This window comes from Rhodanobacter sp. DHG33 (assembly GCF_014843005.1).
In the GTDB taxonomy this organism is placed as follows: Bacteria; Pseudomonadota; Gammaproteobacteria; order Xanthomonadales; family Rhodanobacteraceae; genus Rhodanobacter_A.
Genome location: NZ_JACYXM010000001.1, coordinates 375,611 through 398,231 on the forward strand (window position 1 = coordinate 375,611; position 22,621 = coordinate 398,231).

The following is a 22,621-nucleotide window of genomic DNA, read 5'->3' on the forward strand; positions in this document are numbered from 1 at the left end:
CAGCGCTAGACTGGCTGCGCCCTCATTCCGGGTTCAATCGGGGAACTGGATATGCAGCAGGTCAGGCATCTGTTGGAAAGCAAGGGCGGCAGCCTCTACACCATCGCGCCGGACGCCCCCGTGCTGAACGCGATCAAGCTGATGGCCGAACACCGCATCGGCGCCTTGCTGGTGATGCGCGGCGCGCAACTGCTGGGCGTCGTGTCCGAACGCGACTACGCGCGCAAGGTGATCCTGCAGGGCCGTTCCTCGTCGCAAGCGACGGTGAGCGAGATCATGCGCCCCGACCCGCTCACCGTGGGACCGCAGACCGACGTGCTCGACTGCATGCGCCTGTGCACCGACAGCCGCGTCCGCCATCTGCCGGTGGTCGAAGAAGGCAAGGTGGTGGGAGTCATCTCGATCGGCGATCTGGTGAAGGCGGTAATCGACGCGCAGGCCGAGCAGATCGAGCATCTGGAGCGCTACATCACGGGGTGAGCCGAGCCGGCAACCGGGAAACGGAAAAGCGCCGAAGCCGCCTCAGGCGATGCGCTTTTCCTCCGGCGCGAGATCGGGCGACCATCCGGCACGGGCGGACACCCAGGTAGCCAGCGCGGCCACGCCGGCGCCCGCCAAGGCAAGGCCGCTCACGCCCACGCCGAGCAGGCGCAGGCCGCTCACGGCGCTGGTCACGGCGAGATCGCCGAAGCGCCACACCGCCGTCTCCACGAAGTTCTTGCCCTTGTAGCGAGTTTCGCGCGGCACCCGCGTATACAGCGCATCCGACGCCGGTTTGGTCATGCCGTAGGCGAAACCGCGCGTGGTCGCCATCATCACCGCCAGCAGCGACACGCCGTAACCGGATATCACCACGGCGCCGTGGTCGCTCATCGCCACCATCACCAGCAGCGATACGTTGACCAGCGCAGGAAGAACCAGCGCCCACCCTGCGCCACGGCGGATCAGCAACCACCGGGTCAACGTGAGCTGCAGCAACGCGCCCAGCGTATTGGTGGCCAGGTCGAGATTGTTGTAGAACTCGGTGCGCGCCACGTTGCCGACGAAGTTCGCCTTCGCATAATCGGCCACCAGGGCATAGGCCAGCGTGCCGATGCCGTCGCCGAACAGCATCAGCAGCGCCATGTACCGCAGGAAGGGGCGCGTCCACAGCTCGCGCACGCCTGCCCACATCGAGCCGCCGACCGCATCGCCGCCACCCACCCCGGGCCTTGCCTGTTCGTTCCGCGCAGACAGGCTCAACAGCAACGCCATTGCGCAGCCCAATGCCAGTGCCGACACCACCAGCAGCGGTGCTACGCCCACCAGCCTCACCAGAAGCTTCGTCACGAGAGGGCCGAAGATCGCCCCGGCCATGCCGCCCAATGCGATCAGCGAAAACACCCGCCGCGCGCGCCCGCTCGTGAAGATGTCGGCCATGAAACTCCAGAACAGCGACACCACGAACAGGTTGAATACGCTGCCCCAGGCGAAAAACATCACGCCCAGCAGGCGCGCACCGATGCGGTCCTGCGCCGCGAAGGCCGGCACGAAGGCCAGCAGGCAGGCGACGAAGAAGCTGTAGCTCCAGCCCAGCAGGCGCCGTCGCTGGAAGCGCGCCACCAGCCAGCCGAATGCCGGCGTAAGCAGCAGCATCATGACGAACACCACGCCGTAGAACAGCGGCAGCGACGCCGATCCCACCGCACCGATCAACTGGTCGCGCACCGGCCGGATGATGTAGTACGACGTCATCACGAAGAAGAACGCCAGTGCGGACAGCGCGGGCTCGGCACCCTCACGGATCGCGGCGGCACGGATCGGACTCACGGGGACATCCAGCGCGGGCAACGCCCGGAAGGGCTGCAAGGCTAGCACGCACCCCCGCCGACAGCGCGTCGCGTGCGTGGCTGAACCGCAAGGCGGCCGCATTGTTCCTGGGGACGAAGTACCGGAGAATCGACGCTTCCGTGCGGCCAAGGCATCCTGTCCGCGCACTCCGTGGCGACGCCCCGCGTCGATCAGCCTTGCGAAGAAGATGCGGATTCGATACCTGACCGTTGCCTGCGCCATCAGCCTGGCTTGCACCAACCTCGCTGCCGCGCAGATACAGGCACAGCCTCACGCTCCAGCTCCAGCTCCAGCTCCAGCTCCCGCCCAAGCCCAGGCTGTCCCTGCGAAGACCCTGCCACCAGCTAGTGGTCTCATCAGTACGGAAGAACTCCCGCAGGCGCGCGTACAGGCCACACTCGTGGATTACCAGCGCTGGCTGGATCAGCTCGATGCGCGCCACGGTGCCGCCGGCCTGGCCACGGCCGTGGTGGTCGACGACAAGGTGGTGTACGAACATACCCTGGGCTATGCCGATGCCGCCGCCAGGACGCCGGTATCGCCCACCACCGTGTTTCGCCTCGCGTCGCTCTCCAAGGCCTTCGCCACCGCGGTGACGGGGCTCATGGTGGATCGCGGCAAGCTGCGCTGGAATACCCGCCTGGTGGACGTGCTTCCCTACTTCAAGCTCAAGGACGTGCAGGACACCGAGCAAGCTACCGTGGCCGATATCCTCGGCCAGCGCGTGGGCCTGCCGCACAACACCTACGACAACCTGCTCGAAGACGATGTGCCCTACGACGAGCTGGTGCGAAAGCTGGCCGAAGTGGACAACACCTGCGCGCCGGGTCAGTGCTACGGGTATCAGAACGTGGCCTTCAGCCTGATCGGCGACGTGCTGTTCGCGCGCACCGGCGACTTCTTCGACAAGCTCGTCGAACGAAACCTCTTCAAGCCGCTGCAGATGCAGACCGCCAGCTACGGACTTTCCGCGCTGGAGTCCAGCAAGAACTGGGCGCGCCCGCACCACGCCGGCAAGGGCCATACCTGGGTCCCGTTCGAGCCCAAGGAAACCTATTACCGCGTGGCGCCGGCAGCCGGCGTCAACGCCAGCATCCGCGACATGGAGCTGTGGCTGATCGCACAGATGGGCGGCCGCCAGGATGTCCTGCCCACCGTGCTCCTGGACGTGCTGCACGCGCCGGGCGTGGCCACGCCCACCGAAGTGCGCGCCACGCCGTGGCGGCATGCCAGGCTAAGCGATGCGCAATACGCACTGGGCTGGCGCGTCTACACCTACAACGGCGAGACGCTGATCTTCCACGCCGGTGCCGTGGCCGGCTACCGCACCATGATCGGCTTCTTCCCGAAATACCACGCCGGCGTGGTGACGCTATGGAATTCCAGCGGGGCCATGCCCAGCGGCTTGATGCCCATGGTGTTCGATGACCTGCTCGGGCTGCAGCACGTCGACTGGGCCGGCGTCGAAAGCGATGCACCGGCCAAGGCCGCGCCGCCGCGAAAGAAGAAGCCGCGCAAGGCCAAGCATCGCTGACACCGGAACGAAAACGGCGCCCGCGTTACGGGCGCCGTTTTCATGCCGCAAGGATGTCAGCCGGCTGGATCAATGCCCGGTGCTGAACTCGATCCGCTGCTGGCTGGTGCTTTCCACCGGATTGCCATCGCGCATCGCCGGCGTGAAGCGGTAGCGGCTCACCGCCTCCGTGGCCGCGCGGTCGAACACGTGGCGCGGCTGCGCATCCACCACGTGCACGTCGGAGGTTCGCCCATCCGCCGTAACCGTGAAGCCCACCAGCACCCAACCGCTCTGGTTTGCGCGCAGCGCCGCCGTCGGGTAGTTCGCCTGGGCCCGCTTGACCAGCACGGCGCCCGTGGTCTGGCCGGTGGCGGCGGCTGGCGTCGCAGCCTGCGTCGACTGCGGTTGCGTCGACTGCGGCTGCTCGGCAACCTTCTGCTGCTTGGCCTTGGCCTGCTCGGCAACCTGCGCCTGCTGCGCCTGCTGCTGTTCGGCCTGCTTGGCGGCCTCGGCCTTGTCGGCGGCAGCCTTCTCGGCGGCAAGCTGCGCCGCCTTCTGCTGGTTCTGCGCCTGCTCCTGCTGCTGGTCGGCCAGCTTGCGCTGCGCATCGAGCTTGGAACGCAGGATGGTCAGCGTGAAGTTCGCGGGATCGGCCTTGGCCAGCAAGTCGATCTCGCGCTGGGCCTCGTCGAAGCTGCGCGAATTGACCGCCTGCTCGGCATCGGAGGCCGCATACGGGAACGTCTCGCGCAGGGCGCTGGTCGCCACCGGGTTGCCCGGCTGCTTGGCGAGCACGCGCAGGTAGAACTCGAACGCGTTGTTTCCCGCCGGCGCAAGATAGCGCTGCTGCTTCAGCGCCTTGCTCGCCTCGTCCAGCAGCTGGTTGACGTCCAGCGCCTGCAAATTGGCGGGCGCGGCAGAAGTGGCAGCCTGCGTGTTGCCCGCTGCGGGCACCGTCGGCACGCCGCCGGCATCCAGCTGCATCTGCTCCCGGTACGGGCGAACGATCAGGAACCACGCCGCGGCGGCAAGCGCAACGACGATGGCAACAATGGCAATGACAACGGGCCTGGCGGCCCCGCGCACACGACGGTGCGCGATGTATGAGTATCGGGTATCCATGGTCTCTCACCGAGTGTCGACAGATACCCGCGCTTTTTCCCCCTGTGCATCCAGGAGCAGCAAGTCACCGACTACGCTGCGGCGCGGATGTGGGAAAGGTAACCGCATGCGACGGAGCGTGCAAATCGCGCAGGTTCCCGTCGCAAGCCGTGACGTGCTTCGCGGCGCCGCGGGCAGCACCGTGCCAGGGGCAGCCAGGGCATTTCCGGGGCCCGGAAACGAAACGTCCCGGCAATGCCGGGACGAAATTTCGAATCGATCTCCCCGCGCTGGGCACCGCGGGGAGGCAAGTCGGTGATGCTTAGTTGTGTGACGCTTACTTCTTCGCGGTCTTGACGGCCTTCACCACCTTGGCGGCGGCAGGCTTCTTCGCAGCAGCTTTCTTGGCTGCCGGCTTCTTGGCAACCTTCTTAGCAGTGGACTTCTTCGCAGCCGCCGGCTTCTTGGCGGCAGCCTTCTTCGCCGCCGGCTTCTTGGCGACCTTCTTCACGGCAGCCTTCTTGGCGACCGGCTTCTTAGCGGTGGACTTCTTGGCGGCCTTCTTGGCAGCCGGCTTCTTTGCAGCGGATTTCTTGGCAGTGGCCATGGTTCGTCTTAGCTCCTCATCGGTTGGCAGTGGTTGCCCAGTAAAAGCATGGAGGAACGCCTCGACCAACAAATCGCTGTTGGTGGCGTGCCTCAAATTTTTCACCTGACGCTCAGTGCGCAGGTCGGACAGCGTTCGCAACACATGGAGCGGAATCGAAACAGTGATCTTGCGTACCGCATTCGCTTTCTCACCGTGCTCCACATAAGGCGTTATGAATTTCGTTGTCGCCATGTTGCCGTTCCCCGTGAACTTGGGCGAAAGCTATTCCGTAAGAATTCACCTGTCAATCGATTTTGTTTGGCGAATCAAACCCTTTTGCCGAGAGGCGACGGACGCGCACGCGGAAGGAGCCATCAAACGGTTTTCTCCGACTTTTATATTTGGACGTCTATACATCCAAACGTTTATTTGCATATATTCATGTTCAACCACTGGAAATCACATGAAACAAGGGGTTTTTCGTTTATCGACGCCATGTCGCAACGAAAACGCACCGAATTCAATGCAACGCGACGCAATGCGCGCGAAGCGCCCGACCAGGGCTCGTCATGGAGATGAACGGGACGCGACCGGCCACTTCGCCGGATGACTGCCGCGGGGAGGTTTTCGGACCCGAACGGACGCCGAACGAGCGTCGTCGACGCCTCGACGCCACCCCGAGCGAGACCCGGGCAACCCCGAATCGATCGTCCAATTCGACCGATCGACCTGTGCAAATAGACGTCTATTTGAAATGGCGAAGCGACGCGACGGATGCCCCAAACGACGACGACCGCACTAGGCGGCCGTCGTCCAACACGCGGAACGGAAACTCAGTGGTCTTCGTTCTCGACCAGCTCCTCGTAGGCGCCGGCATCGAGCAACTGGTCCAGTTCGGCGCGATCGCTTATGCGCACGACATAGATCCAGCCTTCGCCCCAGGCATCCTCGTTGATCGTCTCGGGCTTGTCGTTGAGCGTCTCGTTGACTTCGACCACCTCGCCGGACACCGGCGAATAGATGTCCGAGGCAGCTTTCACCGACTCGACCACCGCGGCGGCGCCGCCGGCCTTCACGCTCGAGCCGATTTCCGGCAGCTCGACGTAAACCAGGTCGCCGAGCTGGCCCTGGGCGTGGTCGGAGATGCCCACGCGCACCAGGCCGCCGTCTTCGATGCGCGCCCACTCGTGGGATTTGTTGAACTTCAGGTCGCCGGGGATCTCGCTCATGGTCGGGTCCTATATCGGGGCTGGAAAGGGTCGGAGTCGGGCGGCCATTCTAGCCGCAAGGGAATGCGCGGTCAGATGCCTTCGCAGGGCTTGCCGTCGCGCACGAAGGGATATTTCACCAGGCGAACCGGCAATTCGCGGCCGCGGATGTCGACGCGTACCGCACCGGGTTCGCCGGCGGGAATGCGGGCGAAGGCGACGGCCTTCTCCAGCGTGGGCGCAAAGCTGCCGGAGAGGATCTCGCCCTCGCCGTTGGCGGTGAGCACTTTCTGGCCGTGGCGCAGCACGCCCTTTTCGTCCAGCACCAGGCCCACCATCACGCGCTTCACGCCGTCGGCCTTCTGCTTTTCCAGCGCGGCGCGGCCGATGAAGTCGCGGCCTTCGTCCAGCGCGATGGTCCAGCCAAGGTTGGCCTCCCACGGCGAAACGGTTTCGTCCATGTCCTGGCCGTAGAGGTTCATGCCGGCTTCGAGACGCAGCGTGTCGCGGGCACCGAGGCCGGCCGGCACGACGCCTGCCGCGGCCAACGCTTCCCACAGCGCCACGGCGTGGTTGGCCGGCACGATGATTTCGAAGCCGTCCTCGCCGGTATAGCCGGTACGCGCCACGAACAGCGGCATGCCATGTGGGCCCTGCGCGGCGGCGGCGGCGAATTTGCCGAGCTTTTCGATGCGCGGGCGATCCACCTCGTGCAACAGGCCGAGCACCTTGGCGCGGGCGTTCGGGCCCTGCACCGCGATCATCGCGAACTCGGGGCGCTCCTTCACTTCCACGCCGAAGGCCGCGGCCTGCTTCTCGATCCATGCCAGGTCCTTGGCACGGGTGGCGGCATTCACCACCAGGCGGTAATGCTCGTCGCCGAGGAAGTAGACGATCAGGTCGTCGATCACGCCGCCCTGCTCGTTCAGCATGCAGGTGTACAGCGCCTTGCCGTGCGCCTTGAGCTTTTCCACGCTGTTGGCCACGAGGTGGCGCAGGAAATCCTTGCTGCGCGCACCGTGCAGGTCGACCACCGTCATGTGCGAGACGTCGAACATGCCGGCGTCGCGGCGCACGGCGTGGTGCTCTTCGATCTGCGAGCCGTAGTTGATCGGCATGTCCCAGCCGCCGAAATCGACCATGCGGGCGCCCAGCGCGCGATGGGTGGCGTTGAGTACGGTCTTCTCGGTCATCGCGATGGCGCCCTGCGGGGGAAAGAGACGGCCATTATCCCCTGCCCGCACGAGGCATTCCAAGCCATGGGCTCAGTGCGCGGCCGTATCGATATGGCGGAAAGTGAGGTTGATGCGGGCTTCCGCCAGATTGCGCATGCGCGGCAAGTCATGTCGGCACAACCGCTGAGTATCGCCGGCCATGCGCAACAGGCTGCCGTGCGGCAGCATCAGTTCGGTGGTGTCGCCAGGCTGCACGCCTTCGCCGCGCGCTCGGCGGCGGCGAAAGCGGAAGCGCCGCTCCGCCCCCAAGCTCAGCGAAGCGATGACCGGGCGCGCACCCAATTCCGGCTCGTCGTCGCTGTGCCAGCCCATCGCGTCGCTGCCATCGCGGTACAGGTTGGCCAGCACGCTGTTGAAGCGCGTCCCGCAGGCTCGCTCGATGCGCGGCCGCAAAGCGGCCAGCGCCACCGGCCACGGCCGGGGTTCGAAGCGGCGGCGCGAATAGGTATAGGCGGCGTCCGGATCGCCGATCCAGCAACTCAGGCGCGGCGACGCGACCTCGCGGCCGAACAGGCTGATGCGATGAACCTCCCACGCGATGGCACGCCGCAGCTCGTCGAGCAGCGCATCCGCCTCCGCCGTGTCCAGCCACTGCGGCCACAGATCCACCTCGGCACCCGGCAGGGCGATGGGCTGCCAACCGCTCATGGCTCAGACGGGGTAATCGTCGTCCGCCGGCTCGACGATCCGTTCCAGCAGCTGCGCGGTCACCTGCTCGGCCAATTGCTCGGCGCGCAGGCCCGCGGTTTGCAGGTGCACTTCGGGCGACTCCGGCTGCTCGTAGGGAGCGTCGATGCCGGTGAAGTTGCGGATCTCGCCGGCGCGCGCCTTGCGGTACAGGCCCTTGGGGTCGCGCTGCTCGCATTCCGCCAGCGGCGTGTCCACGAACACCTCCACGAACTCGCCTTCGTCGAACAGTTCGCGCACCGAACGCCGCTCGCTGCGGTAGGGCGAAATCGCGCTCACCAGCACGATCAGGCCGGCGTCCACCATCAGGTGCGCCACCTCGCCGATGCGGCGGATGTTCTCCACGCGGTCCTCGGGGGTAAAGCCCAGGTCTTTGTTGATGCCGTGGCGCACGTTGTCGCCGTCGAGCAGGTAAGTGTGATGGCCAAGCGCGTGCAACCGCTTTTCCACCAGGTTCGCGATGGTGGACTTGCCCGCGCCGGAGAGGCCGGTGAACCACAGGCACAGGGGACGCTGGCCCATGCTGGCGCCGCGCACCGATTTGTCCACGTCCACGTGCTGCCAATGCACGTTGGCGGCGCGCGTCAGCGCGAAGTCGAGCATGCCGCAGGCCACGGTGGCGTTGCTCTGACGGTCGACCAGGATGAACCCGCCCAGCGTGCGGTTGGTGGCGTAAGGCTCGAACGCGATCGTTTCGTCCAGGCCCACCGTGCAGTAACCCACCTCGTTGAGCGAGAGGTGGCGCGCGGCCAGCTTGGCCTGCGTGTTCACGTCCACCTTGTGCTTGATCGACATCACCCGCGCATTGACCGTGCGCGTGCCGATCTTCAGCCAGTAGGTACGGTTGGGCAGCAGCGCGTTGTCGCCCAGCCAGACGATGTGGCAGGCGAACTGGTCGGCCACCGGCGCGGGGCGCAGTGCATCGGCGATCACGTCGCCGCGGCTGGCGTCCAGCTCGCGGTCGAAGCACAGCGTCACCGCCTGCCCTTCGCCCGCGCTTTCCAGGTCGCCGCCGGCGACGGCGATGCGTTCGATGCGCGCACGCTGCACGCCCGGCTGCACCACCACTTCATCGCCGCGCGACACGCGGCCGCCGCAGATCGTGCCGGCGTAGCCGCGGAAGCTCTGGTCGGGCCGGTTCACCCATTGCACGGGCATGCGGAAATCCTCCGCACGCGCCGGCGTGGCGTCGGCGCTTTCCAGCAGTTCGAGCAGGGTCGGCCCCTGGTACCACGGCAGGCGTGCCGAACGCGTGCCCACGTTGTCGCCGCCCGGCGCGATCACCGGCAGGCAGTCGACCTTGGCGATGCCCAGCGTCCGCGCCAGCTCGCGATAGGCCTCGGTGATCCCGCGGTAGACAGCCTCGTCGCAACCGACCAGATCCATCTTGTTCACCGCCACCACCACCTGGCGGATGCCGAGCAGGCTGCAGATATAGGTATGGCGGCGGGTCTGCGGCAGCAGGCCCTTGCGCGCGTCCACCAGCACCACGGCCAGGTCGGCATTGGAGGCGCCGGTGGCCATGTTGCGCGTGTACTGCTCGTGGCCGGGGCAGTCGGCCACGATGAAGCTGCGCCGCGCGGTATGGAAATAGCGCCACGCCACGTCGATGGTGATGCCCTGCTCGCGCTCGGCGTCGAGGCCGTCGGTGAGCAGGGCGAAATCCAGCCCGCCATCCGCCTCGGCATGCAGCTTGCGGCTGTCGCGCTCGAGCGCGGCGAGCTGGTCGTCCGGCACCATGCCGGCGTCGTACAGCAGGCGCCCGAGCAGGGTGCTCTTGCCGTCGTCCACGCTGCCGCAAGTGATGAAACGCAGCAGACCCTGGTTGGCGTCGAGGGCGGCCATCAGAAGTAGCCCTCCTGCTTCTTGCGCTCCATCGAGGCCGTGGGATCGTGGTCGATCACCCGCCCCTGCCGCTCGGAACTGCGCGACTCGACCATCTCGTCGATGATTTCGTCCAGCGTGCCCGCGGTGGATTCCACCGCGCCGGTGAGCGGGTAGCAGCCCAGCGTGCGGAAGCGCACCATGCGCGTTTCCACCTGCTCGCCTTCGCGCAGGGTGAAGCGTTCGTCGTCCACCATGATCAGCGCGCCGTCGCGCGCCACCACCGGGCGCGGCTTGGCGAAGTACAGCGGCACCACCGGGATGTTTTCGCGGCGGATGTACTGCCACACATCCATTTCGGTCCAGTTGGAGATCGGAAACACGCGCACGCTCTCGCCCTTGCGGATCTGCGTGTTGTAGGTGTGCCAGAACTCGGGACGCTGATGCTTGGGGTCCCAGCGGTGCTGCGCATTGCGGAACGAGAACACGCGCTCCTTGGCGCGGGATTTCTCCTCGTCGCGCCGTGCGCCGCCGATGGCCGCGTCGAACTGGTACTTGTCCAGCGCCTGCTTCAGCCCCTGCGTCTTCATCACGTCGGTGTGCACGGTGGCGCCGTGGGTGAGCGGCGAGATGCCCTGCCGGAGGCCGTCCTCGTTGATGTGCACCAGCACCTCGACGTCGCCCTGCGCGGCCACCTGGTCGCGGAAGGCGATCATCTCGCGGAACTTCCAGGTGGTGTCCACGTGCAGCAGCGGAATCGGCGATTTCGCGGGATAGAACGCCTTGCGCAACAGGTGCAGCAGCACCGAGGAGTCCTTGCCGATGGAATAGAGCATCACCGGCCGACGGAAGCTGGCGGCCACCTCGCGGAAGATGTGGATGCTTTCAGCCTCGAGTTCGTCGAGGTGATCGGTGCGCGGAGCGAAACGTGCGTTCATGGATTGCCGACTTCGGAAACGGTGCCGGACCCGCTGACCGCCGGGCCGAACGGGCATCCTACGCGAGCATGGCCGATTGCCCAAACAACCATGCCGCCAGGCGAACGCGCCGCACGGCATATGGTCCGGACTGGAATCGTCCGGCTCAAGCGGTCGCGGGATAGGCCGGATCGGCGTCCAGCGTGGCCGCGCATACCGCCGCCAGCTCCAGCAGACGCAGATCCGAACCGCGCGCACCCACCAGTTGCAGGCCCACCGGCAGGCCGTTCGGCAGCGTGCCCATCGGGATGCTCACCGCAGGGCAGCCGGCGAGGCTGGCAAAACTGGTGAGGTCGGCGTGGTTGTCCGGCTCCGTTCCGCCCAGCGGGAAGGCGCCGCATGGCGTGGTGGGCAGCACCAGCACGTCGATCTGCGCGAACAGGCGGCGCATCTTCAGCGTGGCCGCGTCCAGCACGCGATCGGCCTTGGCGTAATCGGCCGCGCACTTGCGCCCGGCGTAGCCCAACCATTCGCGGAAACGCGGCGACACCGGGTGTGCGGTATCGGCCAGATCCTCGGCAAAAGTGCCCAGCATCTCGGCCTCCATCAGCAGCAGGCCCGCACGGCGCGTGCGCGCGAAATCCCAGTCGGCGAAGTCCACGGTGCGGCGGCTCCCCAGCGCATGCGCGAGCTTTTCCAGAGCCGAACCGAACAGCGCCGCCACGTCCGGCTGCACGCCGATCGCAGCGAGGTCGGGCAGCACGCCGCTGCGCAGCTTGCCCGGCTCCCAGTCCGGCAGGTCCAGCGCCACGCGGCGGCGGCGCGAGCGCGCGTCGTCGGCGTCGTAGCCGGCCAGCACCTGCAGCAGCACAGTAAGATCGGCCACGCTGCGCGCGAGCAGGCCCACCGCGTCCAGCCGCCGCGCCGCCGGCACCAGTCCGCGCGCGGAGATTTCGCCGTGGGTGGGCTTGAGCGCGTAGACGCCGCAATAGCTGGCGGGAATGCGGATGGAACCGAGGCTGTCCGAACCGACGGCCGCCGCGGTCAGACCGGCGGCCACCGCCGCCGCGGCCCCGCCCGAAGAACCGCCCGCGCTGAAGCCAGGCTTCCACGGGTTGTGGGTAGGCCCGTAATGCGGGTTGTCGGTGGCCGCCCCCAGCGCGCCTTCGTCCATGTTGGTCTTGCCCACCAGCACCGCACCGGAGGCGCGCAGCCGCGCCACCACGTGCGCATCGTCCTTCGCGGGCGTGCTTCGACCCGGCAGGCCGGCGCGGGTGGGCCAGCCGGCGATGTCGAGGTTGTCCTTGATCGCCACCGGAATGCCGTCCAGCCGGCCGATCACGCCGTCGCGGCGGCGGTGCCCGGCCGTGCGCGCCTGCTCCTGCAGCAGCCCCGGGCTCAGGCCCACGTAGGCATTGAGTTGCGGGTTGATCCGCTCGATCGCCTCGGCATAAGCCTCGGCCACGGCCTGCGGGTTGGTGCGCCCGATGGCCATCCAGTGCAACAGCTGGCATACGGTGGCGCGGCGCAGGTCCAGGTCGGTGATCGGCGGCAGCGAACTCATCGGCACTCCTTAAGTTTGTGCGTTCCTCCATGAACGCATGAATCAAGCAGCGGCCATCCATAGCCACACTCTTCAAGTAAGCATGGGCGGATTATTGCCATCCCCCGTGAAGCCGGTGCAAGCAAGTTTGCCGCGCAGCGCGCGAAAACGGACAATACCGCAACGCATGTGTCGCATTGTCGACACCATCACTGGAATGACGGGGAAGCCATGAGCGAACGCGAAACCATGGAATACGACGTCGTCGTGGTCGGCGCCGGGCCGGCCGGCCTGTCGTTCGCGATACGGCTGAAGCAGCTGCAGCCCGACACCACGGTGTGCGTGATCGAGAAGGCCTCGACCATCGGCGCGCAGATCCTCTCCGGCGCGGTGATCGAACCCGGCCCGCTGGACGCCCTGCTGCCCGGCTGGCGCGACAATCCGCCCCCGATCTGCGTACCCGCCACCGAGGACGAATTCTGGCTGCTGAGCAAGACCGGCGGCCGCAAGCTGCCGGTGCCGCCGGGCATGCACAACCACGGCAACTTCATCGTCTCGCTGGGGGCGATGTGCGCGTGGCTGGCGCCGCAGGCCGAGGCGCTGGGCGTGGACGTGTTCCCCGGCTTCGCCGCCGCCGACACCATCTTCAATGACGACGGTTCCGTCGCCGGCGTGCGCATCGGCGACATGGGCGTGGCGAAGGACGGCACGCACAAGGCCGGCTACACCCAGGGCATCGACATCAAGGCCAAGGTCACCGTGCTGGCCGAGGGCGCGCGCGGCAGCCTCACCAAGCAGCTGGTCAAGCGCTTCGGGCTGGACAAGGACAGCGACCCGCAGTCCTATTCCATCGGCATCAAGGAGCTGTGGCAGGTACCGGCCGGCCGCGTCACGCCCGGCAAGATCGTGCACAGCTTCGGCTGGCCCGCCGACAACCACACCTACGGCGGCAGCTTCCTCTACCACCTGGACAAGGACCGGATCGCGCTGGGCTACGTCAGCGGCCTCGACTACAGCGACCCGAACTACCAGCCGTGGGAAGCCTTCCAGCAGTGGAAGAACCATCCGCACGTGAAGGACCTGCTCGAAGGCGGCACGATACTTTCCGCCGGCGCGCGCGCCATCGTCACCGGCGGCTGGCAATCGCTGCCGAAGGTGGACATGCCGGGCGCCCTGCTGATCGGCGACAGCGCCGGCCTGCTCAACGTGCCGAAGGTGAAGGGCACCCACCAGGCCATCCGCAGCGGCATGCTGGCCGCCGAGCACCTCGCCACGAGCGGACTCGCCCCGGCCGGCTTCGACGCCAAGCTGCGCGACTCCGAGGCGATGGCCGAACTGAAGAAAGTGCGCAACATCAAACCCGCCTTCAAGAAGGGCCTGTGGTTCGGCCTGTTCAACGCCGCGTGGGAAACCGTCACCGGCGGCCGTTCGCCGTGGACGCTGAAGAACAAGGCCGACTGGTCGTCGCTGCACAAGCTCGGCCAGTGCGAGGAACCGAAGCGCGACTATGTGCAGCCGCGCGAACTGCAGCCGCGCGATCGTCTCGCCGCGGTCTACTTCGCCGCCACCGAGCACGACGAGGACCAACCCATCCACCTGCACGTGGCCGACACCAGCGTGTGCGTGGACAAGTGCGCCACGGAATACGGCAATCCCTGCACCCGCTTCTGCCCCGCCAACGTCTACGAGATCGTGCAGGACGAAGCGGGCAAGCGCCTGCAGATCAACGCCGCCAACTGCGTGCACTGCAAGACCTGCGACATCAAGGACCCGTACCAGATCATCAACTGGGTGACGCCGGAAGGCGGTTCGGGGCCGAATTACCAGAACCTGTGAGGATGCCTCGCTGATCGGCAAGCTCTCATGGCGAATGAAGCGCCTCGGTTATCTGGCGCAGCGCACCCGCGCCAGCGTGGCATTGCGCGGATGGCGCGGCACCCTGGCGCGCATGCGGCAGGAATTCCAGTCGCGTCCCGAGCACGACGACACGCTGGAACTGCTGCCGCTGGACGAAGCGTTCGCGCCGTTCGCGTTGCCCGTATCGGACACGCCGTACGTCTCCATCGTGATCCCGATACACGGCAAGCTGGCGTATACCTTGGCCTGCCTGCGCTCGCTGGCGCGGCACGGTGCGCAGGCACCGTTCGAAGTCATCGTGATGGACGACGCCTCGCCTGACGAAAGCGCCGAGACGCTGGCGCAGATCGGCGGCCTGCGCCTGCTGCGCAATACGGAGAACCTTGGCTTCGTGGGCAGCTGCAACGCCGGCGCGGCGGCGGCGCACGGCGAGTTCCTGGTGTTCCTCAACAACGACACCCAGGTGACGCCCGACTGGCTCGACGCGCTGCTCGCCTGTTTCGCCGAGCGCACCGATTGCGGCATCGCCGGCAGCCGGCTGGTCTATCCGGATGGCCGTCTGCAGGAAGCCGGCGCCCTGGTGTTTTCCGACGGCAGCGGGTGGAACACCGGGCGCTTCGAGTCGCGCAACGCCGCGGCCTTCCGCTATCGCCGCGAAACCGACTACGTTTCCGGTGCGGCCCTGATGATCCGCCGCGAGGTATTCCAGCGCGTCGGCGGATTCGACATGCGCTATGCACCGGCCTACTACGAAGACACCGACCTCGCCTTCGCCGTGCGCCAACTTAGCCTGCGTGTGTACTACGAACCGGCCAGCACGGTGATCCACTGCGAAGGCATCAGCGCCGGCACCGACACCGACAGCGGCATGAAGCGCTTCCAGTGCATCAACCAGGCGAAGTTCGCCGACAAATGGAAGGTCGAGCTCGACAGGCAGCCACCCTCCGGTACGCCACTGGAGCGTGCGATCCGCTGGCGTCGCCGCGGCCGCGTGCTGGTAGTGGATGCCATGACCCCGGATCCGAGCCGCGACTCCGGCTCGCTGCGCCTCACCGCGATCCTGCGCATACTCGACGAGCAAGGCTGGAGCGTGACCTTCTGCCCCGACGACGGCCGCGCCTCGGCCAGCGAAATCGCCGCGTTGGGCGCACTGGGTTGCGAAGTGCTGTGCAAACCGGAAACCGCCAACTTGCCCGATTGGCTGCGCCTTCACGGCAGCGAGCTGCATGCCGTGATGCTCTGCCGGCACACCGTGGCCGGCCAGTACGAGGCACTGGTGCGCCGCCATGCGCCGCAGGCGATCCTGCTGTTCGACACCGTCGATCTGCACTTCCTGCGCGAGCAGCGCGCCGCGGAATTGGCCGACAGCGACGCCATGCGGCAACAGGCCGAAAGCTCGCGCCGCAGCGAATTGAAACTGATCGAACAGGCCGACATCAGCTTCGTGGTCAGCGCGCACGAACAGGCGCTGCTGAGACAGCTGTTGCCCGCGGCGCGCGTGGAGCTGCTTTCCAACATCCATGAAGTGCATGCCTGCCATCGTCCGCACGCGGAACGCCGCGACCTGGTCTTCATCGGCGGCTACGGCCATCCGCCGAACAGCGACGCGATGCGCTGGATCGCCCACGAAATCCTGCCCCGGATACGGCGCTCCCTGCCCGACATGCAACTGCATGTGCTGGGCGACGTTCCCGATGCTGTACGCCACGAACTGGCCACGCCCGGCCTCGAGTTCCATGGCCGCGTACCCGACCTTGGCCCATGGCTGGAAAGTTGCCTCGCCTCGCTTGCCCCGCTGCGCTTCGGCGCCGGTGTGAAGGGCAAGGTGAATATGGCGATGAGCCATGGCGTACCGGTGATAGCCACGCTGCTTGCTGCCGAAGGAATGCAACTCATCGACGGGCGCGATGTGCTGCTGGCCGATGACGCGGAAGGCTTCGCCTCCACCGTCCTTCGCCTGTATGGCGATGAGGCGCTATGGTTCAGGCTGTCTGAACGCGGCCTTGCGAACGTCCGCGAACATTTCTCGTTCGATGCGGCAAGTGAAACGCTGCGTCGTGTGATGTCCGCCGGCATCGTCCCTATGCACGCGCAGTCGCGATGAAATACCGCCCAGACCATACGCATCCGCATGGCTTGCCGGGACAGGTTACAATCGCAGATTGCACCGCTATTCCCCGCGCCTGAAGGCGCCTGGTAGAGGAACCCACATGAAGATTCTGGTCGGCTACAAGCGCGTCGTGGACTACAACGTGCGCATCCAGGTGAAGTCCGATGGCACAGGCGTGGTGACCGACGGTGTGAAGCTGTCCGCCAATCCCTTCGACGACATCGCGCTGGAAGAAGCCCTGCGCCTGCGCGAAAAAGGCATCGCCGAAGAAGTGGTGGTGGTGGGCATCGGCCCGGCCGACCTCACCGCGCACCTGCGCAATGGCTTGGCGATGGGCGCCAATCGCGCCATCCACGTCACCACCACGGACGCCGTACAGCCGCTCACCGCCGCGCGCGCCTTCCTCAAGCTGGTCGAGAAGGAACAGCCGGGGCTGGTGCTGCTGGGCAAGCAAGCCATCGACGACGACGCCAACCAGACCGGCCAGATGCTGGCCGCGCTGTGGGATCGCCCGCAGGCCACCTTCGCCAGCAAAGTAGAGATCGCCGACGGCAAGGCCACCGTGACGCGTGAAGTGGACGCCGGCCTCGAAACCATCGAAGTGGAACTGCCCGCGGTCGTCACCAGCGACCTGCGCCTCAACGAACCGCGCTTCATCAAGCTGCCGGACATCATGAAGGCCAAGAGCAAGCCCATCGACGTGGTGGAACTGGCTTCGCTCGGCGTGGACAGCGGCGACCATCTCAAGACCACCCACTACGCCGCGCCGGCCAAGCGCAGCAAGGGCGTGATGGTGAAGGACGCGGCCGAGCTGGTCGCGGCGCTGAAGCAGAAGGGACTTTTGTGATCGTTTCTGATCGAACCACGGCCGCCTGCGGCCGGACATCCAAATAAAACCCTCTGCACCAAGTTTTGAGGAAACATGACATGAGCAAGATCCTCGTCATCGCCGAACATCTGGACGGCAAGCTGAACTCTTCCACCGCCCGCGCCGTGAGCGCCGCCGTTGCGGTGAAACCTGACGCCGTCGACGTGCTGGTGCTGGCCGACAATGTCGCCACCCTCGCCGCCGAAGCCGCCAAGATCGACGGCGTGAGCCGCGTGCTCACCGTGGAGCGCGCCGAAAACGCGCACCCGCTCGCCGCCGTGCTGGCTCCGCAGATCGCCAAGGCCGCTGCGGACTACAGCCATGTGTTCGCGCCCTCCACCACCTTCGGCAAGGACGTGACGCCGCGCGTCGCCGCGTTGCTTGGCGTGGCCCAGGTCAGCGACGTGATGAGCGTGGAAAGCGCGCACACCTTCAAGCGCCCGATTTACGCCGGCAACGCCATCGTTACCGTCGAAGCCGAGCCCTCGCATACCGTGGTCGCCACCGTGCGCACCGCGTCGTGGCCGGCAGCCTCGGCCGGCGCAAACAGCGCACCGGTTGAAGCGCTTGCGCTCGATGTGACGTTGCCCAGCCACACCCGCTACGTCGGTCTGCAGTCGGGCAAGAGCGACCGCCCTGACCTGCAGAGCGCCAGCAAGGTGGTTTCCGGCGGCCGCGGCGTGGGCTCGAAGGAAAACTTCGACATCATCTTCAAGCTTGCCGACAAGCTCGGCGCCGCAGTGGGCGCCTCGCGCGCCGCGGTGGATGCCGGCTATGTGCCCAGCGACCTGCAGGTAGGCCAGACCGGCAAGATCATCGCCCCCGAGCTGTACATGGCCATCGGCATCTCCGGTGCCATCCAGCATCTCACCGGCATCAAGGATGCGGGCACCATCGTCGCCATCAACAAGGATGGCGAGGCGCCGATCTTTGAGATTGCGGACTTTGGTCTGGTGGGCGACCTGTTCAAGATCATCCCGGAGCTGGAACAGGCGCTGGGCTGAAACCAGCGGCCAGACCGCCATTCGCCAAACCTGCCGCCATCAAGGCCAGGCGGACTTGGTTTCCCCAGCCTGGGCATGCGCCAAGGTGCGCGAAGGCAACATGGCAGTCGCGGGGGGTGTGGACGGCCCTGGGCTGTCGCACTCGGCCGCATAGCAAAGCAATTGAGCGATGCGCACATGCACGCCATCGCAAGTCTGGCTGGACGCCCCCTCGGCGCGGAGAACCAGCCTGCGCGTGCCACGCAGATCGAGCGTAGCCAACCGCAAGGCACTCGCCTGCAGTGATGTCCGGTAAAGCACGCGACCATCACCGGATACGGTGAAGCGCAGTGGATCAGTAGCCGTGGCCAGGCATCCAGGGGCCAGATAGGGGCGCAGGCTGATCGAGGCCACCCCCAAGCCGACATCGAAATCGAATTGTGCCGGCTGCCCTGGCACCGCGCGCATGAACAGATCCCTGTCCCCCGTGATGCCCGTAGCCTGCCTGTTGTCCGGCGCAGCAAGCTGACGCACGACGCCAGCCAGATGATCGTGACCGATGAAGATCGTGCCCGCATTGATGCCGCGTGGAGGTACGGGTTTCGCCACATTTGCGGCAGCGATGTTTGCGTATTCGTCCAGCACACGCCGCTTGTCGGCGGCTGACACCGTGGCGTCGACGGCAACCGCTCCGGCTAGGTAGTTGGCCAGCTCATGCCCCTTCAGCGGCAACCCGGCGGCATGCAGCAGCCACCCTTGCAACAGATAAGCCGAGGTGGTGGGCGGTGGCTCGGGAATCGGAAAATTGGCCCAGACCCTGTATGGCGGATTGTGCTCCTGAGCCGGCTTGCCGTCCTTGAAACCCAGCTTCCGGTACACATCCGCCAGACCGGGCAGGTGATCGCCATAAATCAGCACGATGGTGGGACGACCGCTGGCCCGCAACGCATCAAGTAAGTACGCATAGGCCTGATCCGCAGCGATCGCATGCTGCACGTAGTCCGCGAGCTCACTACGTGCTTTGCCGTGCAGCTCGACAGGTAGGCCCAGGGCACTTTCGTCCGCAGGCGGGGACTCCCCCCAGGGACCGTGATTCTCGATACTGATTGCATCGACGAACGCCGGACGGTTCGAGGCATCGAGTTCGGCCAGGACCGCATTCGTCATCGCCATGTCGCTGACGTAATAGATGCGGTCCGAGTAGTCCTGGGGCTTCAGAAAACTGCCGATGTCCTGGAACGTGGCGAAGCCCATTTCAGGTATGACCGTGGCCCGGCTCCAGAATCCACGCTGGTTGGGGTGTATCAGGGTTGTGGCGTAGCCCTGGTCAGCCAGCACGCGCGGCAGGGCATCGATCGAATGCCGTCCCATCAATTCGAAATACGCGAACATCGACCCCGGATAGAACGAAGTCGGCGTACCGGTCAGCACCTCGAACTCGGTCTGCAAGGTCCGGCCACCAAACACCGGAACGTGCAGATTGCTAGGTGCGTCAGGCTTTTCCTGGGCGATACGCCGCAATACGGGCGTATCGGAAAAACCGCGCAGCATGGATGGCTCGAACAAGGACTCGCTTTGTACGATCACGATGTCCGGTCGCCGGTCATGTACGTCAGCAGCGGCTTTTTGCATCGCGTTCTGCACCAGCGGCTCGCGCCAGAACGCCTGCTCAGTTGCCGGATCGGCGAAACGGGAGACATTGTGGGCGGCCATCCGGCCAAGCACGATGTTGCCGGCCACCCCCACGCTTTTTTCTCCGGTCTGCTGGTTCCAGATGCTCCAAGCCAAGCCCGGCACGTTGGCCTGAATGTGCACGCGACCGATCAACACCAGCAAAGCGGCGGCCAAGACAATGCAACCCACACGGAAGCGTACCCCGACAGGGCGGCTGCGCCGGAACCACCACGCCGCCAGACCAGCGAAGAACAATACGACAGCGATGCCCACTGCCTCCCTGGCATCCGGGCGGATGAACCCGAGAATCAAGCGGGGCTCGCGCAAAAGGCCGGGAATTACCGCGAAATCCGCGTATACCACTCCCGTGTTTAGATAGATCAGTTTCACATGGTCGGCATAGCGCAATACGCCAAGCAACATCACTTCACAACCAAGCGCCACCCACCACCTGCCGCTGAATCCCCATGCCAGCAGCATCAGGATCAGCGGCAAAGCCGCATTCACGGCTTGCGCAGCGATTGGGCTGCGGAAGCCCAGGGCGGGATCGAGCACGGTGGGAAGCAGAATGGCCAGCAGCAGTGGAAAGGCCAATTCCAACCATAACCGTCGCCAACGGGATCCGTCAGTAGGCAATTCCTGCCGAGCCGGCATTTCTCCCCTTCGTTTGATCAGATGGATTCGATCCATGCCCAGGTGCGGCCGCTGCGCTGAAATCGAAGATCGATCTCATCACGCTGGGCATTCCCGATGCGCCGCCGATGTTGAGGCTGATCGTTTTGTCGTAGGTATTCTGATAGGTGAAGAACATTAGGCCCGCAGTATAGGAAGACCGATGTGCCGTGAAGAATTTCTCGGCACGGTGCACTTCATCCAGCACCCTCGCCTCGACGAGCAACGACGGCTGCTTCTGTTTGGGGCTGCCATCGGAATAGAACTCCAAGACACCGTTATTGCTCGATTCGGAAATCATAAGCAACTGAAGCGGGCGCCCCTGCGGAAGATCGCGCTGCAGCATTGTCGTAGTCGCCTGCATCCGGCATTCATAGATGGCGTCAAGCAACGCACGATCGGCATCCTGTGTGCCAGGCTGCATGGACCTATGATCGAAGAATGACAATTTCGAATGTATCTGCGTCATCGTCTGATTCGCAAAGCGATCGCAACCTGCGCCGGGATAGTGAGCAGCGAACCAAGACAGAGTGTCCTGATGAAGCCCGTCGAGGAGCATGGTCGACAAATAGAAATCGAAGCCGACGACATCAAACCCTTTCGGAATGCCGCCGCCGGTATACATGTTCCCGGCGGAATCATAGGTGGAGAGACGCGAAGTCCTCATCGTCTCGACCCACTGCGCCGGAGCTTGGCCGGTACGGTAGTAATCGTCGATGCGCTTCGCATATTCACCGGCCTGGCGATCGATCATCGTCGCGAAGTCAGAGTCGAACATGCCACTCGCGAAAATGACACCGAGCTTGACTGACTTCAACCCACGCACATCGAGCTCATGCCGGGCGACGACGCCGACTCGTTCCATTTCGGACTTCGGGATGCCGTTCAGATATGGCTCGTCGGCCAGGAAAACGATCCCAACGTTGGGCGCATAACGCTTGAGTACATCGAAATACGGAGCCAGTAGCGTCTTGAGTTGATCGTTCACCGGAAACTGGCGCAACTTTGTCTGCGAAAGCGGAGCAAATGCCTTTGTACGCAGCACGCCAGCCAGATCCCGGTAGGTCGTCTTGATGATGGACTTGTCAGATGGCCTGGCGATGACCGGGCCGAAATCCACGTTGACCTTGAATGGCGTCCCCTTGGCCATCCGGAGATTTGCGGCAAGTTCATCCGGGCTGTGCACATTCACCATGCCGAACTGGGTCTTGCTGACGAGTTCGGCGTGTGAACCTTCCGGTGTAAAGAATCCCACACCCGGTTGCGCAGAAGTTACCGTCCTCGAATACGCGCCCCCGAGACCAGGCAGGCAGGCCGAGGCAACAAACAGTACGGCAGTCAATCCTTTGGCAAGGGCGCCCCCAAAATTTGGAGCCCTGCGAATATCGCCTTTAACTTTCACGACCGCACCCATCGTCAAATTGCACAATTCAGACCCTTACCGCTCTCGCGACTGCGCCATCAACCATTTTCATCACCAAGTACCGCCCACCAACAGGATGCATGCATAGAAACCGCCTTAACATCGCATATCGGTGTAGCATGGATTCGAATGAGTGCACAATCGCGCATCCGTTTAGATCAATTATTACAAGGCAATGCCGCCTCTGTGTAACTTGCGAGCACGCCTCCTGTATCGGCGTCGTACAAATGGAAGGTCACGCCAGGCACAACCCAGTCGCCAGCTTTCGCCGACCCGCCAAACCCACCAGTCGCGAACAATTTTTCATCGGAACTACCGGGTGTACTAACTGTCACCTTGGTATTTTTAATCGCGACGTCAATCCGTTGCCACGTAACCTCGGGATTGACATGCGCGCCTGCATTGCAGGTACTCACCCCACTTGGCGTCACGGTGAGCGTAGCCCGTGCCCCCTTTTGAACAGATGCCCCGCCGCTATCTGACGCAGACGCCTGCCGCCCCGACTGCTGCGAACCACCACACCCCGCGACTGAAAACGAGACAATTGTCATTACGGCAATCAAAGCTTGTCTTTTCATGGTCCT

At 65.1% G+C, this 22,621-nt stretch carries 18 protein-coding genes; 6 read left to right on the forward strand and 12 right to left on the reverse strand.

Annotated features, from left to right (window positions below; genetic code table 11):
* The first annotated feature begins 51 nt into the window (after positions 1–51).
* On the forward strand, positions 52–480 hold the full coding sequence (locus tag IHE46_RS01600; RefSeq protein ID WP_192162849.1) for a CBS domain-containing protein: 429 nt from the start codon (positions 52–54) through the stop codon (positions 478–480).
* Between the two features lie 42 nt (positions 481–522).
* Here IHE46_RS01600 and IHE46_RS01605 read toward each other — a convergent pair whose 3' ends face one another.
* Positions 523–1,734, reverse strand: a complete 1,212-nt coding sequence (locus IHE46_RS01605; protein WP_225562755.1) for an MFS transporter — start codon at positions 1,732–1,734, stop codon at positions 523–525.
* A 283-nt stretch (positions 1,735–2,017) separates the two neighbouring features.
* Between IHE46_RS01605 and IHE46_RS01610 the strand changes: the two genes are divergently transcribed.
* On the forward strand, positions 2,018–3,364 hold the full coding sequence (locus IHE46_RS01610; protein ID WP_192162850.1) for a serine hydrolase domain-containing protein: 1,347 nt from the start codon (positions 2,018–2,020) through the stop codon (positions 3,362–3,364).
* A gap of 69 nt (positions 3,365–3,433) precedes the next feature.
* On the opposite strand, the gene IHE46_RS01615 is transcribed toward IHE46_RS01610, so the two are convergent.
* The 8 genes from IHE46_RS01615 to IHE46_RS01650 all read right to left on the reverse strand — a co-directional run bounded on the left by IHE46_RS01615 (position 3,434) and on the right by IHE46_RS01650 (position 12,471).
* On the reverse strand, positions 3,434–4,468 hold the full coding sequence (locus tag IHE46_RS01615) for an energy transducer TonB (RefSeq protein WP_192162851.1): 1,035 nt from the start codon (positions 4,466–4,468) through the stop codon (positions 3,434–3,436).
* A 316-nt stretch (positions 4,469–4,784) separates the two neighbouring features.
* On the reverse strand, positions 4,785–5,288 hold the full coding sequence (gene metJ / locus IHE46_RS17130; protein WP_192162852.1) for a met regulon transcriptional regulator MetJ: 504 nt from the start codon (positions 5,286–5,288) through the stop codon (positions 4,785–4,787).
* A gap of 581 nt (positions 5,289–5,869) precedes the next feature.
* Entirely contained in the window at positions 5,870–6,265 is a 396-nt protein-coding gene (gcvH, locus tag IHE46_RS01625) for a glycine cleavage system protein GcvH (RefSeq protein WP_192162853.1), read from the reverse strand.
* Positions 6,266–6,336: 71 nt separating this feature from the next.
* The gene (gene gcvT, locus IHE46_RS01630; protein ID WP_192162854.1) at positions 6,337–7,437 is read right to left on the reverse strand and encodes a glycine cleavage system aminomethyltransferase GcvT; all 1,101 of its coding nucleotides are present in this window, start codon (positions 7,435–7,437) and stop codon (positions 6,337–6,339) included.
* A gap of 72 nt (positions 7,438–7,509) precedes the next feature.
* Entirely contained in the window at positions 7,510–8,127 is a 618-nt protein-coding gene (locus IHE46_RS01635; RefSeq protein WP_192162855.1) for an alpha-ketoglutarate-dependent dioxygenase AlkB, read from the reverse strand.
* 3 nt (positions 8,128–8,130) lie between these two features.
* Positions 8,131–10,011 (reverse strand): adenylyl-sulfate kinase, encoded by a 1,881-nt coding sequence (cysC, locus tag IHE46_RS01640; protein ID WP_192162856.1) that lies wholly within the window; start codon positions 10,009–10,011, stop codon positions 8,131–8,133.
* On the reverse strand, positions 10,011–10,928 hold the full coding sequence (gene cysD, locus IHE46_RS01645; protein ID WP_192162857.1) for a sulfate adenylyltransferase subunit CysD: 918 nt from the start codon (positions 10,926–10,928) through the stop codon (positions 10,011–10,013). Before cysD ends, cysC begins: the two co-directional genes overlap by 1 nt.
* A gap of 145 nt (positions 10,929–11,073) precedes the next feature.
* Complete coding sequence (locus IHE46_RS01650; RefSeq protein ID WP_192162858.1) at positions 11,074–12,471, reverse strand: amidase; 1,398 nt, start codon at positions 12,469–12,471, stop codon at positions 11,074–11,076.
* A 210-nt stretch (positions 12,472–12,681) separates the two neighbouring features.
* On the opposite strand from IHE46_RS01650, the gene IHE46_RS01655 reads away from it, so the two are divergent.
* From IHE46_RS01655 to IHE46_RS01670, 4 genes are all read left to right on the forward strand, one after another.
* Positions 12,682–14,286 (forward strand): electron transfer flavoprotein-ubiquinone oxidoreductase, encoded by a 1,605-nt coding sequence (locus IHE46_RS01655; protein ID WP_192162859.1) that lies wholly within the window; start codon positions 12,682–12,684, stop codon positions 14,284–14,286.
* A 34-nt stretch (positions 14,287–14,320) separates the two neighbouring features.
* Positions 14,321–16,411: a glycosyltransferase gene (locus tag IHE46_RS01660; protein ID WP_225562715.1), complete on the forward strand. Its 2,091-nt coding sequence runs from the start codon at positions 14,321–14,323 to the stop codon at positions 16,409–16,411.
* A gap of 106 nt (positions 16,412–16,517) precedes the next feature.
* Entirely contained in the window at positions 16,518–17,264 is a 747-nt protein-coding gene (locus IHE46_RS01665; protein ID WP_192162860.1) for an electron transfer flavoprotein subunit beta/FixA family protein, read from the forward strand.
* An 80-nt stretch (positions 17,265–17,344) separates the two neighbouring features.
* Positions 17,345–18,289, forward strand: coding sequence for an FAD-binding protein (locus IHE46_RS01670; protein ID WP_192162861.1), 945 nt, complete (start codon positions 17,345–17,347; stop codon positions 18,287–18,289).
* Positions 18,290–18,328: 39 nt separating this feature from the next.
* Here IHE46_RS01670 and IHE46_RS01675 read toward each other — a convergent pair whose 3' ends face one another.
* The 3 genes from IHE46_RS01675 to IHE46_RS01685 form a co-directional block, all read right to left on the reverse strand.
* Complete coding sequence (locus tag IHE46_RS01675; RefSeq protein WP_192162862.1) at positions 18,329–20,536, reverse strand: LTA synthase family protein; 2,208 nt, start codon at positions 20,534–20,536, stop codon at positions 18,329–18,331.
* Positions 20,537–20,567: 31 nt separating this feature from the next.
* A complete protein-coding gene (locus IHE46_RS01680; protein WP_192162863.1) occupies positions 20,568–22,028 on the reverse strand; it encodes a hypothetical protein in 1,461 nt (486 codons plus the stop codon).
* 167 nt (positions 22,029–22,195) lie between these two features.
* Entirely contained in the window at positions 22,196–22,615 is a 420-nt protein-coding gene (locus IHE46_RS01685; RefSeq protein ID WP_192162864.1) for a hypothetical protein, read from the reverse strand.
* Positions 22,616–22,621 lie beyond the last annotated feature (6 nt).